The organism is Kitasatospora sp. MAP12-44 (genome assembly GCF_029892095.1).
Lineage (GTDB): Bacteria > Actinomycetota > Actinomycetes > Streptomycetales > Streptomycetaceae > Kitasatospora.
Map to the genome: position 1 here is coordinate 6735418 of NZ_JARZAE010000004.1, position 13389 is coordinate 6748806.

Genomic DNA, 13389 nt, shown 5'->3' on the forward strand with positions numbered 1-13389 from the left:
TGGGAACTACCGTCCGGCTGACGGAGGCGGCCGATGGCCGATCCGAAATTCCTCAGCACTCCGCGTCGGCTGCGCGAGCGCCGCTCTCCGCAGGAGCGGGTCCGGGACTGGAACGAGGTCAACGCCGACCGCCGTCTGCTGCCGATCATCAGCGAGCAGGCCGGCCGCTGCATGGACTGCGGCATCCCGTTCTGCCACCAGGCCTGCCCGCTGGGGAACCTGATCCCCGACTGGAACTTCCTGGCCGCCCGCGAGGAGTGGGCCAACGCCAGCGCGCATCTGCATGCGACCAACAACTTCCCCGAGTTCACCGGCCGGCTCTGCCCGGCGCCCTGCGAGAGCGCCTGCGTGCTGGCCATCGACGGCGACCCGGTGACGATCAAGAACGTCGAGGCCGCCATCGCCGACCAGGCCTGGCAGCTCGGCCTGGAGACGCCCAGGCCACCCGCCCGCCTCTCCGGGTACAGCGTCGCCGTGGTCGGCTCCGGCCCGGCCGGACTGGCCGCCGCGCAGCAGCTCACCCGGGCCGGGCACGCCACCACCGTGTACGAGCGGGCCGACCGGATCGGCGGCCTGCTGCGCTACGGGATCCCCGCCTTCCGGCTGGAGAAGCGCCACCTGGACCGGCGGATCGAGCAGCTGCGGGCGGAGGGCACGCGGTTCTGCCCCGGCACGGAGGTCGGCGACGACCCGGCGGCCGAGGAGCTGCTCGCACCGTACGACGCCGTGGTGCTCGCCGTCGGGGCGACCGCCTGGCGCGAGCTGCCGGTGCCGGGCCGCGAACTGCGCGGCATCCACCAGGCGATGGAGTACCTGCCGCTGGCGAACCGGGTGCAGGAGGGCGACTTCGAGCGCTCCCCGATCAGTGCAGAGGGCCGGCATGTGGTGATCGTCGGCGGCGGCGACACCGCCGCCGACTGCCTGGGGACGGTGCTGCGCCAGCACGCGTCCTGCGTCACGCAGCTGGACATCAACCCGCGCCCGGACGAGGCGCGGGCGGACGATCAGCCGTGGCCCGTGCACCCCAAGGTCTATCGGCTCACCGCCTCGCACGAGGAGGCCGCGGCCCAGCCGTTCGCCTCCGGCGCCCCTGCCCCTGCTGATGCTGACGACCGGCGGGTCTTCTCTGCGGCGACGCTGCGCTTCGAGGGCGACGAGCACGGCGACGTCCGGGCGCTGCACTGCGTGGAGGTCGAGCCGCGCGCACGGCAGCCTCGGGCCGGCACCGAGTGGGTGATCCGGGCGGAACTGGTGCTGCTCGCGCTGGGCTTCGCCGGGCCGGAGCACGGCAGTGCGCTGGTCGACCGGCTCGGCCTGGAGCTGGACGCGGCCGGAAACCTCGCCCGTGGACGGGACTTCGCGACCCGTCGTCCCGGCGTCTTCGTGGCGGGCGACGCGGGCCGGGGCCAGTCGCTGATCGTCTGGGCGATCGCGGAGGGCCGGGCGGCGGCCGCAGCCGTCGACCGCTACCTCACCGGCTCCACCGCGCTGCCCGCCCCGATCACCGCCAGCGACCGGCCGCTCGTCCTCTGAGCGTTCCGACCGCTCAGACCGTTCCGACCGCCCCGACCGGAAAATACCTCCGCAGGACGCTCGTTCGGCTGGTAAGAAGAGCAGATGATCATCGAATCGCCCTTTGACCCGCTGGAGCAGCTGCTCGCCGAGCGCGCCTGCGAGCGCCTGATCGTCGAGTTCGTCCGCCGACTCGACCTCGGGGAGCCCGGCACGGTGGCGGAGCTGTTCACTCCGGACGGAGTGTGGGAGTGGCCGCACGGCGACCGCCGGGTGCAGGGGCGCGAAGCACTGCGCGCCTACTTCGGCTCGCGGCCCGCCGACCGGCTCTCCCGCCGGATGTGCACCAACGTCCTGGTCACCGTGGACTCCGCGACCCGGGCCCACGCCACCAGCTACTTCGCGACCTACCGCGTCGACGGGTACACCGGCGGCATGGTGGCTCCCCGGCTGCCCGCGAATGTGGGCCACTACGAGGACACCTTCCACCGGATCGACGGCAGCTGGCTGCTGGCGAGCCGGCGCACCATGCTGCCCTTCGGCGGAGACACCGAGCGCCTCGGCTGAGCGGTGAGCGGTGAGCGGGGCACCGGCCGAGGTCAGGCGGCGGCGGGCGGGTTGAAGCGGGAAAACTCGGGCTCGTCCCAGCGCAGCGGGCTGGCCCCCGGGGTCTCCACGACGGCGGTGACGGTGAACTCCACCAGCCGCTCGGCGCCCGGCACGGCGGCTGCGCGCTGCTCGTCCCAGTCGGTGCGGGCGGTGCCGGTCAGCTGGAGGGTGGTGCCGGTCCGCCAGTCGACGAAGAGCAGTCCGGCGGCCGGGTGGACGGCGAGGTTGCCCAGCGTGTTGAACATCGCGTTGCCGGGGTAGTCGGGCCAGACCAGCCGGTCGGGCGCGGGCACCGCGACGAAGCCGGGGAGGCCGCCGCGATGCGAGGCGTCGGTGTGCCCCTCGGAGTCGGCGGTGGCGATGAAGAAGGTGTCTGCTGAGCGGATCAACTCCTGCTGGGCGGTGGTGAGTTCGCTGCCGTTGGTGGCGGGGAGCGGGTGCGCCTGGCTGAACCGGTAGCCGCGCTTCTGGATGTACTTGGGGCAGTTGGAGTAGATCTGGTCCAGCGCGACCCGCAGACCACGCTCGCCGGCGCCGGTGCCGGTGCCGGTGCCGGCGTCCGTGCCCGTGGCGGTGGCCCGGCCGTTCATCCGCATCCGGCGCCGGCTGGCCGGTTCGATGGCGATCATGCCGACCTCGGTGGGCTCGGCAGACGCGAGCGCAAGCGCGAACGCCGCGTGCAGCGGATCGCCGGGCAGCGGACGAGCCGCGATCCGTACCGCCGCAGGCCCGTCGGCGTGCAGGAAGCCCGGGGTGCCGGTCAGCAGGGTGGCCCAGAGCCGGTCCTCGGCGTCGGCCGCGCCGAGGACCAGCATTGGTTGGGCGGCCAGGAAGGCGGCCGCGATCTCGGGAATCCGCGGGCCGCCGCCGACCCGTGCGGACGGCCCCGAGCGCGGCAGCCGGCCGGCCCGGCGCTGCACCTCGTGCTCGCCGCGGTGGTAGGGATCGGTCACGGGGTGCCTCCGGTTGCCTTGATGGGATTCCTGGGCCCGATGGGATTCCGGGGCCGATGGGATGCCTGGGCTGCGGGCTGTCGCCCGCACGGGCCCTAGAAGAAGCCGCAGGTGGGGGCGGTGCCGCTGGGGGCCGGGCCGGCGTCGGTGGCGGCCGGGGTGGAGACCTCCAGGCGGATGCCGTCCGGGTCGGTGAAGAAGATCCCGCCGGAGCTCGCGCCCTCGCTGTGCGGCACCACGCCGTCGTACTGGAAGGTGGCGGAGATGCTCACCAGCACCTGCTCCACGGCCTTGACCTCCTCGACGCTGTCCACCTGGAACGCGAGGTGGTGCAGCCCCGGGGCGGCGGTGGCAAAGCTGCCCGCGCTCTGCTGCCAGAGCGTGACCATCAGCTGCCCGCCGCGGCCGAGGAAGGCCCAGCGCCGCTCGGGGTCCTCGCCCTTGCCCAGCACCTCGAAGCCGAACACCTGCTGGTAGAAGCCGAGCGACCGGTCGAGGTCGGTGATGTTGAGACCGATGTGCCCGGTCCGCAGGGACGTGGGGCCGGTGGGGTCGGTGGGGTGGGTCATCAGATGCCTCCGTGGTGGTGTCCGGGCCGGCTCGCTTAACCGTTCTTCTGAAGTATGGGGGTTAGGTTCGGGTGGGGTCAACCGCTTTGAGGTCGGATGCCGGTTAGAATGATCCATCCGACCGCAGGAGGGCCCGATGTCCCAGTACGACGCACCGCCGACCGACCCGCGCCCACTTGACCCGCGCCCACTGCCGGGCGAGCCGCTCTCGCTGGACCTGCTCAACACCCGCTGGAACGGTGGCGGCACCCCCCAGGACCTGCTGGACTCCGTCGCCGGCCTGGCCCGCTGGCTGGCCTGGAACGGGCTCGCCGACCGGGCCGTCGCGGATCGCGCCACGCTGGACGCGCTGCTGGCCGCCCGCGAGGCGATCGCCCGGCTGGCGGACGTGCCCGGCGAGCCGCAGGCCGTGCTGGCCCTCAACGAGGTGCTCGCGCACGGCTGGATCAGCCGGACGCTGGGGCCGGACGGGCCGCAGCACCGGGCCGAGGCGGACGCCGCCGACTGGCTGCCGGCCTGGATCGCCGCCGACGACTACCTGCGCCTGCTGGCGGAATCCCCCGACCGGATCCGCAGCTGCGCGCACCCCGACTGCGTGCTGCACTTCTACGACACCTCGAAGAACGGCACCCGGCGCTGGTGCTCGATGGCCTCCTGCGGCAACCGCGCCAAGGCCTCGCGCCACTACGCCAAGACCAAGTCGGGCTGAGCGCACGGGAGCTGAGGCATTGATACGGGGGAGTCAAGCCCCCGATTCGGGGGTCGCCCGGCCGCCGGGTCGGCGGCGGGTGGGAGGCTTCGCGGCTACGGTTCTGCGGTAGTCCCTAACGGGCCGCCCGAGTCGGCGGAGCGAGGATGCCGACCTGGGGTCGGCCATGGGGAGGAGAGTGCGGGATGCGTCTGGGGCGTCGATACCGTGAGCACAGGGAGCAGTTGGGGCGGTGTCGCCGACTCGACCGGTCCTTGGAGCTGCCGGAACCCTTCGATGCCACGGAACTTGTCCGCCGAGTGGCCGAACAGCGCGGCAGGCCAATCGAGTTACTTCCGATATCGTGGAAACCGGGCATCCCCTGCGGCCTCCTGGTCGCCACCGGCTCGGCCGACTACATCGTCTACGCCAGCGACACCTCGCCGCTGCACCGGCAGCACATCCTGCTGCACGAAGTGGCTCACCTGCTCTGCGGCCACGCCGATGAGGCCGACACCGCCTCGGGTGAGCTGATGCCCCATCTCTCCGCTGACCTGGTACGGCGGGTGCTCGGTCGGACGGTCTACTCCGAGCCGCAGGAGCAGGAGGCCGAACTACTGGCTTCGATGATCATGAACCGCGCGGTGTGGGCGAATTCGGCGGCCGAGCCCGAGCCCGAGCTCGAGCCCGGGGCGGCGCGGGGCGCCGCTGAGCTGGACCCCTTCTTCGGCCCACCGCCCAGGCGCCGCCGCAAGGCGGGCCCGTCGGCGGAGGGTGGCGGCGCGCGTGGTTGACCCGGTGATCTACGCCGCGGCCGCAGTCCTCCTCGCCTTCGGGGCGCACCGCTGGGTCCTGCTCCGGGGCGAACGGCGGCTGCCGGCCCTGCGGTTCGCGGCCGACTTCGCGTTCTGCCTCGGTGCGGCGCTGCTCGTGCTGGCGCCGGACACGGCCGCGGCGATCGAGCGTACGGCCGGCCTGCCGGGGCTCGCCATGCTGGTGGGCGACGCCCTGCGGATGACCGCCGCCTGCTTCCTCGGCCTGCTCGCCGCAGCCCTGCGCGAGCCACGGTCCCCGCGTGAGCCGGTAGTTCCGCGCGAGCCACTGCCACTGCCACTGCCCCGGCCGCGCGGCGTTCCCAGCGTGACGGTGCTCGCGCTCGCGGTCGGCCTGGTGCTGGCCGTCGGCTTCTTCCTGGCCGCGCACGTCCGCTCGGTGGCCGGGGAGGTGTCCGTCCCGACCGCCGACCGCGCGGCCCTGGCAGGTTACGACGCCACCAGCCTGCTCTACGTGGGTTGGCAACTGGCCACCGTGGCACGGCAGATCCGCAGCCGCTCACGGTTCGCCGGCACGTCGGTGCTGCGGATCGGCCTGCGGCTGATCGGTTGGAGCGCGGCCGTCGGCGTGCTGTGGACCGCTTGGGGCTTCGACGACGTCCGGCAGGCGCTCGCCACCGGTCGGCAGACGGATGGCGAGGACCTGGTCTCCGTGGTCCTGGGCTTCCTCTGCGTGACGCTGATCGCCGCGGGTGGGACGGCCACCGGGTGGGCCAGGGCGGCGGCGCCCCTACGGCGTCGGCGCTGGGCCTGCCGCAGCCACCTCGCGCTGGCGCCGCTGTGGACCGCGCTGTACCAGGCCTTCCCGGAGATCGCGCTGGCCCCGCCCGGCCGTCGCCGCGCCCGGCGGCTGCCCCGCGACGTGCAGTTCGCGCTCTACCGGCGGGTGATCGAGATCCGCGACGGACTGCTGCTGCTCCGCCCCCATCTGCCGCCGCTGGGAGCGGAGTTGGAGGAGTCGGCCGCCGGCTCCGCAGGGCCGGCGGCCGAGGCGGCGGTGATCGTCCGCGCGCTGGCCCGGGCTTCTTCGGGCGAACGGTCCACCGGGGCAGGTGAGTTCGCCGATTCTCATCCGGCCGGCCTGGCGGCAGAGTGCGAGGTCGAGTGGCTGGTGCGGGTCTCGGCTGCCTTCGCCGACGCCGCAACGGGGAGTCGAGGCCTTGGCAATGTCATGAGCTGAAATGAATGCTGAACATCCGTCATAAACCTACGCTCGCTGGCCAGGTGATTGACCAAGGGGCAGTCAGGAGGCTCCCATCCCCCTATCTTCGCAGGGAATCCCGGCCTTTAGGCCGGGCGGGAATGCGATCCTTGGCCCGGAGCCGCGAAGCGGCGAAGTTCGCTGCGAAGACTGGTGCGCAGCGTCAGGCCGGCTGCTTCTGGTTCTCGATGTACTCCTTCACGATGCTTAGCGGCGCGCCGCCGCAGGACCCTGCGAAGTACGAGGGTGCCCAGAATACCGAGCCCGTCCCGATGCGGTTGATCCGTCCGGTGTACTCGGCCCGCAGGTAGCGGGAGCTGACGCCCTTGAGGCTGTTGACCAGTTTGGACAGGGCGACCTTCGGCGGGTAGTGCACCAGCAGGTGGACGTGATCGCCTTCGCCGTTGAATTCCCGCAGCTCCGCACTGAAGCTCTCGCATACGTCCCGCATGATCGCCTCGCAGCGCGTCAGCATCTCGTCGTTGAAGACCTCACGCCGGTACTTGGTGACGAACACCAAGTGTGCGTGCAGGTGATAGACGACATGGTTTCCCCGGCGGATATCAGGATCTGGTTCCCAGCGTGGTGACATGCGCCAAGTTTGACAGGTGTTAAGGTGACCTGCGATCAGGAAGGGGGGTGGACCCGTTGGACACGCAGATCCGTGCGTACAAGTTCCTCATGCGACCCACCGCCCGTCAGGTCCAGGCCCTCGCCGCGATGCTGGTCGACCACTGCTCGCTCTACAACGGGGCCTTGGAGGAACGGCGCGACGCCTACCGTCACGCCTCGAAGACGACGGTTAAGTACGGCCAGCAGTCGGCGCAGCTCAAAGACATTCGGGCGTTCGACCCGCAGCGCCAGGGCCGGTGGTCGTTCTCCAGCCAGCAGGCGACGCTTCGGCGTCTGGACAAGGCGTTCGCCGCGTTCTTCCGTCGGGTCAAGTCCGGCGAGAAGCCCGGATACCCGCGCTTCCGGGGCGTGAACTGGTTCGACACGGTGGACTTCCCCAGGGACGGGGACGGCTGCCGGTGGGACTCGATGCCCGGTCACCCTCCCAGGGTCCGGTTCCAAGGTGTCGGGCACGTCAAGGTCAACCAGCACCGTCAGGTGGTCGGCAAGGTCAAGACCGTCTCGGTGAAGCGCGAGGGCAAGCGCTGGTATGTAGTGCTGACCGCCGAGCAGTCCAAGCCCGAACCGTTGGAACCCACCGGTTCGGTGGTCGGCATCGACCTGGGCATCGCCAACTTCCTCGCCGACTCCAACGGTGGCTTCGTTTCCAACCCGCGCTTCGGCCGGGAGAACGCCGAGGCCCTCGCGCAGGCTCAGCGGCACCTGGCCACCTTCCCCCGTGCTTGCCGGGACAACCGCGCCAAGAAGCACCGCCGGGCCGTCGAGAAGGTCGCCGACCTGCACGGCAAGGTCCGCCGCCAACGGCTCGACCACGCGCACAAGACCGCCCTCACCCTGGTGCGCCGGCACGATCTGATCGCGCACGAGAAGCTGAGCATCAGCAACATGGTGCGGACGCCGAAGCCGAAGCCGGACCCCGCGCGGCCGGGCGGCTTCCTGCCCAATGGTGCCGCCTCGAAGGCCGGGCTGAACAAGTCGATCACAGATGCGGGTTGGGGGGTGTTCCTCGCGATCCTCACCAGCAAGGCTGCAAGCGCCGGCCGGACGATTATCGCGGTGGACCCCCGCAACACCTCCCGGACGTGCCCACAACCCGCGTGTGGCCACGTCTCCGGGGAGAACCGAACCACTCAGGCAAAGTTCCACTGCGTACGGTGTGGCCACACGGACCACGCGGACACGGTGGGTGCCATCAACGTTCTACGGGCCGGGCTGGTCCACTGCGACGCCAACCCGGCGTAACAGGAAGCCCCGTCCCCTTAGGGCGGGGAGGAGTCACGGCCAAGAGCATTGTCAGGAAAGCCGTCGCCGCCGCCTGCTCGGTGGCCGCCCTGGTCGCCGTGGTGGCGATCTCAGCCCCCGCGGCCTCGGCCGCCCCGGCCAGGCCCAACTGCACCGTCAGCGGCCCGCACCACTGCTGACCGGTTGCCCACTGCTGACCGGCTGCCCGCTGGTGCGGCGGCGCCGCACCTCGGCGGCCCGGCGCCAGATCCGCTCGCGGACGGCCTCGGCAGGCTCCTGACGGTCGCCCGCCGCCAGCACCTCGCGGCGGGCGACCGTCGCGCTGGAGACCATCGCGCGGTAGCGGTGGAAGATCTGCACCTCGCCGTCGGCCCGCCAGTTGTCGGTGAGGTAGGTGTAGTCCATGCCCGGGCACGGCGGCCGATTCGCGTCGAGCTCCGCCGTCGCGACCGCCCAGTGCCGCAGCCTGACCGGCGGAGCCGCCAGGGTCACCAACCCGCCCCGCCGGGTGACCAGGCTTGTCAGGTCGTTGCGCCCGTCGCACTCGCGCTCCACCTGCTGCCGCCAGGCCGCCCGGTCGGCGAGCGCCAGGTCGAGGCCGTGCGTGCGCCAGCGGACCGTTCCGTCCGGCGGCGTCGTCAGCGGCAGGCTGCGGCGCAGCGCGCGGGCCGCCGCCTCGCTCAGCGGCGTCAGATCGCGCGGCACGAGCACGATCGGGTCGCTGGCCTCGCCCTCGAACGGCGTCGGGTCCAGGAACGGCCGGTCGATCACGATCAGTGTGCCGGGGTGGCGCTCGTAGCTCAGCCCCCAGAGCAACCGGGCCAGCAGCTGCGCGCCGGCCTTGCTGGAGAGCAGGTGCCAGGTCTCGTGGAAGCGGTTGGTGGCGAACCGCGCGGTCGCCCCCGGTCGCAGCCCCAGGACGGTGTACGGGCGCCCGTCCAGCCGCAGCACCCGTCGGTGCAGTTTCAGACCGTCGCCGGCCACGTCGTGGTTCCTGGTGATGGGGTCCCGTCCTCCTGGTCGGCCTGCCGTTTCGAGGAATGATGGCCGGTGGCGGTGGGTGCCGTCAGCTGGTTTTCAGGCTGTGGTGGTCCGTGGCCCGACGGGTGAGGATCCGGTGCACGGGTGGGGTGGTTCGCGGTGATTGCCCGGTTTGTCACTTGTCGCACCTTGCCGGGTCCCTGACACCCGCTTACCTTCGAGCCTCATGCCGGAACCACTGATCAGCGTCGTCCTTCCCGCCCACGACCAGCAAGGTCAGCTGTCCAGCTGCCTGGACTCGATTCTCGACCAGTCCTTCGGCGGCTTCGAGGTCATTGTCGTGACGGACCCCTCGCCGCATTGTGCGAGCGAGCTCTCGCAGGCTGTCGACGAGCCGCGGGTGACGGTGCTCCGACTGAACGCGGCCGTCGGCGTCGGCCACAGCCGCAACGCCGGGGCGGCCCACGCCAACGGCCGCTACCTGCTCTTCCTGGACAGCGACCACCTGGTCGCGCCCGGAGCCTTCCTGACCCTGGCCGACCGGCTGCGCGAGCTGGAGGACTCCAGCGCCGAGCCGGAAGCCCGCCAGCCGGACGTGCTGCTCTTCGGGCACACCCGACTGCAGGCCGGCCGGATCTGGCCGGGCGCCGCCTCCGCACTGCTGGCGCAGGCCGGGCCGGACGCCTTCGGCCTGTCCGACCACCCCGAACTGCTCAGCGCTCCCGCCTTCGCCTGGGACCGGCTGATCAGCCGCGGGCTCTGGTCCGCTGCCTCGCTGGCCTTCCCCGAGGGCCGCTACGAGGAGGTGCCGCTGGTGCACCACGCGATGCTGACGGCCGATCGGCTGGCCGTCCTGGACCGCGAACTCGTCCAGCTGCGCCGCCGCGAGACGGTGCACCCGGCCGGCTCGCCCGGGAGCAGCCACTTCGACATCTTCGACCAGTACGAGCGCAGCTTCGCGCTGCTCGACGCGAGGTCCGAGAAGTCCCTGCACTCGGCGCTGTTCATCCGGATGATCCGGCACTACCTCTTCGTCTTCGACCTGGCCGGCTGCGTCCCGCGGGCCGTCCGCCCGCAGTTCTTCCACCGCGCCGCCGAGCACTACCAGCGCTGGGTGCCGGACGGCTTCAAACGCCCCGGCGGGCGCGAGGGCGTGAAGTTCTCGCTGCTCGCGGGCGGTTCGTACGGTGCCTTCGAGTTGGCCAAGCTCTCCCAGATCGCCCGCACGGCGGTCACCTCCCGCGCCGGACGTCGCACGGACGTCGCGTAGGCGTAGGGGTCGGAGCAGGAGCAGGAGCAGGAGCAGGAGCAGGAGCAGCAGTGGCTCAGGCGTGGGCCGAGGCGCGGGCCCACGCCCGGGCGGCGGCGATCCGGCGGGCGGTGCTCGGGTGGCTGGCGAAGAGCACCTCCAGCACCCGCGGCGGGTCGACGTCGGCGATGTTGGTGATCGCGAGCCGGCGCTGCATGGCGATGAACTGCTCGGGGTCGCCGGTCAGTTCGAGCGCGTGGCGGTCTGCGCGGGCCTCGATCCGGCGACTCGCGGCGCTCTGCGCCGGGCCGGCGACGGTGCCGAGCAGCGCGCCGCAGGCGGCCAGCAGCGGCAGCGCGCGCGGGTCTGCGACGCCTGGGACGCCGGCCGCGTCCAGCAGTGGCCGCAGCGAGGTCAGCAGGCCCAGCAGGCAGACCGCGCCGGCCGCGCCGAGCGCGCCCAGCACGGTGCCGACGGCCACGTCGCGGTGCTTGACGTGGCCGAGCTCGTGGGCGACCACCAGCTCCACCTCGCGCGGCTCGGCGGTGCTCAGCAGCGTGTCGTACGCGACCACCCGGCGGGTCGAGCCCAGGCCGGAGACGTAGGCGTTGAGCGCGGTGGTGCGCCGCGAGGCGTCGGCGACCAGGACGTCCCGGATCGGCACCCCGTCCCGCGCGGCCAGCGCGAGGAGCGCCGTGCGCAGCTCACCGTCCGGCATCGGCGTGAAGCGGTTGAAGAGCGGCTCGACGACCAGCGGAAAGAGGAACGAGACGGCCACCGTCAGCAGCGCCGCCGCCCCCGCCGCCGGGAGCCACCAGCGGTGCGCGGACCAGCCGGTCAGCGCGAAGAGGCCGAGCGCGGCCGGCAGCGCCAGCGCCAGCGTGAGCGCGAGTCCGCGCGCCAGGTCCACCGCCCAGCCGCTCCAGCTCTGGGTGACGAGTCCGTAGGCGGAGCGCACCGCGTGTATCCGGGCCGCGAACGGCAGCCCGACCAGCTGGCCGAGCAGCACCAGCAGGGCGGTGCCGGCCAGCACCTGGGCCGTCCAGGAGCCACCGAACAGCCGCCCGGCCCACTCCACCAGCCCGGCGCCGACCGAGGTGAGGCCGAGCAGCAGGCTGAGCGCCAGCGCGGCGGCGCGCCCGCCGAGCAGCCACGGCACCTGCGCGCGGCGCAGCGCCCGGCCACGGGCGAGCTGCTCGGGGGTGAAGTCGGGGCGATCGGTGTCCATCCCCCGATCCTTCCAGGCAATTCCGGCCTTTACGCCGCCTGGGACCGTTGGCCGGCGGCGACGTGCGGGTGAGCAGCACGGCGACGTCGTCCGCGCGGTGCGTGGATCGGCGGGCGTCGCCGATCAGCCGGTCGGCGAGCTCCTCCAGCGAGCCCGCATCCCGAGCCGCCCCGCCCCCCCCGGGATCACGCCACCCCCGCCGCACGCCACTGGGCCCCACCCCCGCCCACCTCCCGCATATGAGTCAACTCGACCAGGGCAATGATCTGGTGTTCGACAGCAATAAGTTGACGAGGGGTCAAGACTCGGCAGCGAAGCGATAGTCCAGAACGAACTGGTCGGCGGCCATGACGGTGTCACAGACCTCCACGAAGCGGCCGGCCTCGGCGACGGCCTCCCGGACGAGGTGGATCACGGGCGAGCCAGGACTCAGGGTCAGAGCGACACACTCGGCCTTGGTGGCGAGTCGGGCCTGGACGGTCTCGCCGAACTCGGCCAGCAGGTAGCCGTGTTCCTCCAGGCGGGCGTAGATGCCTCCGCCGCCCGGGTTCTCGGTGAAGAGTTCCGGGGTCGCGGTGGAGGTGCAGCGCCTGACCGGTGTGTACAAGAACCTGGCGCGCGGCATCGTCGCCCTGGTCTTCCGCTGCCGCCCCGAGGCCGGCCGGCCGCACCCGACCGATGAGGCCAGCGCCGTCGCGTGGCTCACCCCGGAGGAGGTGGGTGCGCGGATGGCGGAGGTCTATGCGGTGCGGGTGCTGGACGCGCTCGGGGCGGAGCAGGCGGCGCGGGTGCGGGCGCACGACGGGCGGCGGGTGGTCAGCGGCTGACGGCCGGCGACGTGCGCAGGGTCAGGCGCCCTGTTCCTGTTCGGCGTCCACCTGGGCGTTCCACTCGCGCTTGCTCGCCCGCCAGGCCTCGTCGCTCTGGCCGAGCCGCCAGTAGCCCGAGATCGAGAGCCGCTCGCGCCCGATGCCGCGCTCCAGGCGCAGCTGGCGCCGCAGCTCCTTCACGAAGCCCGCCTCGCCGTGCACGAAGGCGGACACCTCGCCGGCGGGGAAGTCCAGGGCGCCCACCGCCTCGACCAGGGCCTCGCCGATCGGACGGTCGCCCCGGTGCAGCCAGTTCACGCTGATGCCGTCGGGCGTGACGATCTTCTGCTCCTCCTCGGAGCCCGACACCTCGACGAAGGCGTGCCCCACAGCGCCCGCCGGCATCCGTTCGAGTGCCGCGGCGATCGCGGGCAACGCGCTCTCGTCGCCCGCCAGCAGGTGCCAGTCGGCGCTCGGGTCCGGTGCGTAGCCGCCACCGGTGCCCGAGAAGCGCACCGTCTCACCCGGCAGCGCCCGGGCCGCCCACGGCCCCGCGAGGCCCTCGTCGCCATGGACCACGAAGTCGATGGTCAGCTCACCCAGGCCCGGGGCCCAGTCCCGCACGGTGTACGTCCGGGAGACCGGCCACTGCTCGCGCGGGAACTCCTCGCGGATGCGGGCCAGGTCGAAGGGCTCCGGGTAGCTCACGCCCTCGGCCGGGAAGAGCAGCTTGATGTAGTGGTCGGTGAACTCCGACCCGGTGAAGCTCTCCAGCCCGGTGCCCCCGAGGACGAGGCGCACCATGTGCGGAGCGATCCGCTCGTTGCGCAGCACCTGTGCCTCGTGGGCCTGCGGTGTCCTGCGTGCCGGCTGCTCTGTCAT

At 72.3% G+C, this 13389-nt stretch carries 14 protein-coding genes and 1 pseudogene; 8 read left to right on the forward strand and 7 right to left on the reverse strand.

Annotated elements, in window-relative coordinates; genetic code table 11:
- The first annotated feature begins 33 nt into the window (after positions 1-33).
- Together P3T34_RS30560 and P3T34_RS30565 are read left to right on the forward strand one after the other, a co-directional pair.
- On the forward strand, positions 34-1533 hold the full coding sequence (locus P3T34_RS30560; protein WP_280669263.1) for a glutamate synthase subunit beta: 1500 nt from the start codon (positions 34-36) through the stop codon (positions 1531-1533).
- 84 nt (positions 1534-1617) lie between these two features.
- A complete protein-coding gene (locus P3T34_RS30565) occupies positions 1618-2079 on the forward strand; it encodes a nuclear transport factor 2 family protein (RefSeq protein WP_280669264.1) in 462 nt (153 codons plus the stop codon).
- A 32-nt stretch (positions 2080-2111) separates the two neighbouring features.
- Here P3T34_RS30565 and P3T34_RS30570 read toward each other — a convergent pair whose 3' ends face one another.
- Both P3T34_RS30570 and P3T34_RS30575 read right to left on the reverse strand, forming a co-directional pair.
- A complete protein-coding gene (locus P3T34_RS30570) occupies positions 2112-3074 on the reverse strand; it encodes a pyridoxamine 5'-phosphate oxidase family protein (RefSeq protein ID WP_280669265.1) in 963 nt (320 codons plus the stop codon).
- A gap of 95 nt (positions 3075-3169) precedes the next feature.
- Positions 3170-3643, reverse strand: coding sequence for a VOC family protein (locus tag P3T34_RS30575; RefSeq protein ID WP_280669266.1), 474 nt, complete (start codon positions 3641-3643; stop codon positions 3170-3172).
- Between the two features lie 136 nt (positions 3644-3779).
- Between P3T34_RS30575 and P3T34_RS30580 the strand changes: the two genes are divergently transcribed.
- The 3 genes from P3T34_RS30580 to P3T34_RS30590 all read left to right on the forward strand — a co-directional run bounded on the left by P3T34_RS30580 (position 3780) and on the right by P3T34_RS30590 (position 6344).
- Positions 3780-4352 carry a CGNR zinc finger domain-containing protein gene (locus P3T34_RS30580; protein WP_280669267.1) on the forward strand — a complete coding sequence of 191 codons (573 nt, stop codon included), beginning with the start codon at positions 3780-3782 and terminating at the stop codon, positions 4350-4352.
- 299 nt (positions 4353-4651) lie between these two features.
- On the forward strand, positions 4652-5125 hold the full coding sequence (locus tag P3T34_RS30585) for a ParH-like protein (protein WP_280669268.1): 474 nt from the start codon (positions 4652-4654) through the stop codon (positions 5123-5125).
- Positions 5118-6344 (forward strand): MAB_1171c family putative transporter, encoded by a 1227-nt coding sequence (locus P3T34_RS30590; protein WP_280669269.1) that lies wholly within the window; start codon positions 5118-5120, stop codon positions 6342-6344. Before P3T34_RS30585 ends, P3T34_RS30590 begins: the two co-directional genes overlap by 8 nt.
- A 184-nt stretch (positions 6345-6528) precedes the next feature.
- On the opposite strand, the gene tnpA is transcribed toward P3T34_RS30590, so the two are convergent.
- A complete protein-coding gene (gene tnpA, locus P3T34_RS30595; protein ID WP_280669270.1) occupies positions 6529-6957 on the reverse strand; it encodes an IS200/IS605 family transposase in 429 nt (142 codons plus the stop codon).
- 89 nt (positions 6958-7046) lie between these two features.
- Here tnpA and P3T34_RS30600 point away from each other — a divergent pair, with 89 nt between their 5' ends.
- Positions 7047-8240: a transposase gene (locus tag P3T34_RS30600; RefSeq protein WP_280669271.1), complete on the forward strand. Its 1194-nt coding sequence runs from the start codon at positions 7047-7049 to the stop codon at positions 8238-8240.
- 156 nt (positions 8241-8396) lie between these two features.
- Here P3T34_RS30600 and P3T34_RS30605 read toward each other — a convergent pair whose 3' ends face one another.
- Positions 8397-9224 (reverse strand): hypothetical protein, encoded by an 828-nt coding sequence (locus tag P3T34_RS30605; protein WP_280669272.1) that lies wholly within the window; start codon positions 9222-9224, stop codon positions 8397-8399.
- Between the two features lie 223 nt (positions 9225-9447).
- Between P3T34_RS30605 and P3T34_RS30610 the strand changes: the two genes are divergently transcribed.
- The gene (locus tag P3T34_RS30610) at positions 9448-10491 is read left to right on the forward strand and encodes a glycosyltransferase (RefSeq protein WP_280669273.1); all 1044 of its coding nucleotides are present in this window, start codon (positions 9448-9450) and stop codon (positions 10489-10491) included.
- A 55-nt stretch (positions 10492-10546) separates the two neighbouring features.
- Here P3T34_RS30610 and P3T34_RS30615 read toward each other — a convergent pair whose 3' ends face one another.
- Complete coding sequence (locus tag P3T34_RS30615) at positions 10547-11698, reverse strand: M48 family metalloprotease (protein WP_280669274.1); 1152 nt, start codon at positions 11696-11698, stop codon at positions 10547-10549.
- Between the two features lie 298 nt (positions 11699-11996).
- Positions 11997-12266: pseudogene (locus tag P3T34_RS30620) on the reverse strand (UTRA domain-containing protein); the annotation flags it as partial.
- A gap of 31 nt (positions 12267-12297) precedes the next feature.
- Between P3T34_RS30620 and P3T34_RS30625 the strand changes: the two are divergent.
- The gene (locus tag P3T34_RS30625) at positions 12298-12525 is read left to right on the forward strand and encodes a DNA mismatch repair protein MutT (RefSeq protein ID WP_280669275.1); all 228 of its coding nucleotides are present in this window, start codon (positions 12298-12300) and stop codon (positions 12523-12525) included.
- A gap of 21 nt (positions 12526-12546) precedes the next feature.
- On the opposite strand, the gene P3T34_RS30630 is transcribed toward P3T34_RS30625, so the two are convergent.
- Positions 12547-13389, reverse strand: a complete 843-nt coding sequence (locus P3T34_RS30630) for a siderophore-interacting protein (RefSeq protein ID WP_280669276.1) — start codon at positions 13387-13389, stop codon at positions 12547-12549.

What these genes read in the sequence shown, in the direction of transcription:
- P3T34_RS30560 (WP_280669263.1), top strand. Translation starts at nt 34, where the DNA reads ATGGCCGATCCGAAATTCCTCAGCACTCCGCGTCGGCTGCGCGAGCGC.
- P3T34_RS30565 (WP_280669264.1), top strand. Translation starts at nt 1,618, where the DNA reads ATGATCATCGAATCGCCCTTTGACCCGCTGGAGCAGCTGCTCGCCGAG.
- P3T34_RS30575 (WP_280669266.1), bottom strand. Translation starts at nt 3,643, where the DNA reads ATGACCCACCCCACCGACCCCACCGGCCCCACGTCCCTGCGGACCGGG.
- P3T34_RS30580 (WP_280669267.1), top strand. Translation starts at nt 3,780, where the DNA reads ATGTCCCAGTACGACGCACCGCCGACCGACCCGCGCCCACTTGACCCG.
- tnpA (WP_280669270.1), bottom strand. Translation starts at nt 6,957, where the DNA reads ATGTCACCACGCTGGGAACCAGATCCTGATATCCGCCGGGGAAACCAT.
- P3T34_RS30600 (WP_280669271.1), top strand. Translation starts at nt 7,047, where the DNA reads ATGCGACCCACCGCCCGTCAGGTCCAGGCCCTCGCCGCGATGCTGGTC.
- P3T34_RS30610 (WP_280669273.1), top strand. Translation starts at nt 9,448, where the DNA reads ATGCCGGAACCACTGATCAGCGTCGTCCTTCCCGCCCACGACCAGCAA.
- P3T34_RS30615 (WP_280669274.1), bottom strand. Translation starts at nt 11,698, where the DNA reads ATGGACACCGATCGCCCCGACTTCACCCCCGAGCAGCTCGCCCGTGGC.
- P3T34_RS30630 (WP_280669276.1), bottom strand. Translation starts at nt 13,389, where the DNA reads ATGACAGAGCAGCCGGCACGCAGGACACCGCAGGCCCACGAGGCACAG.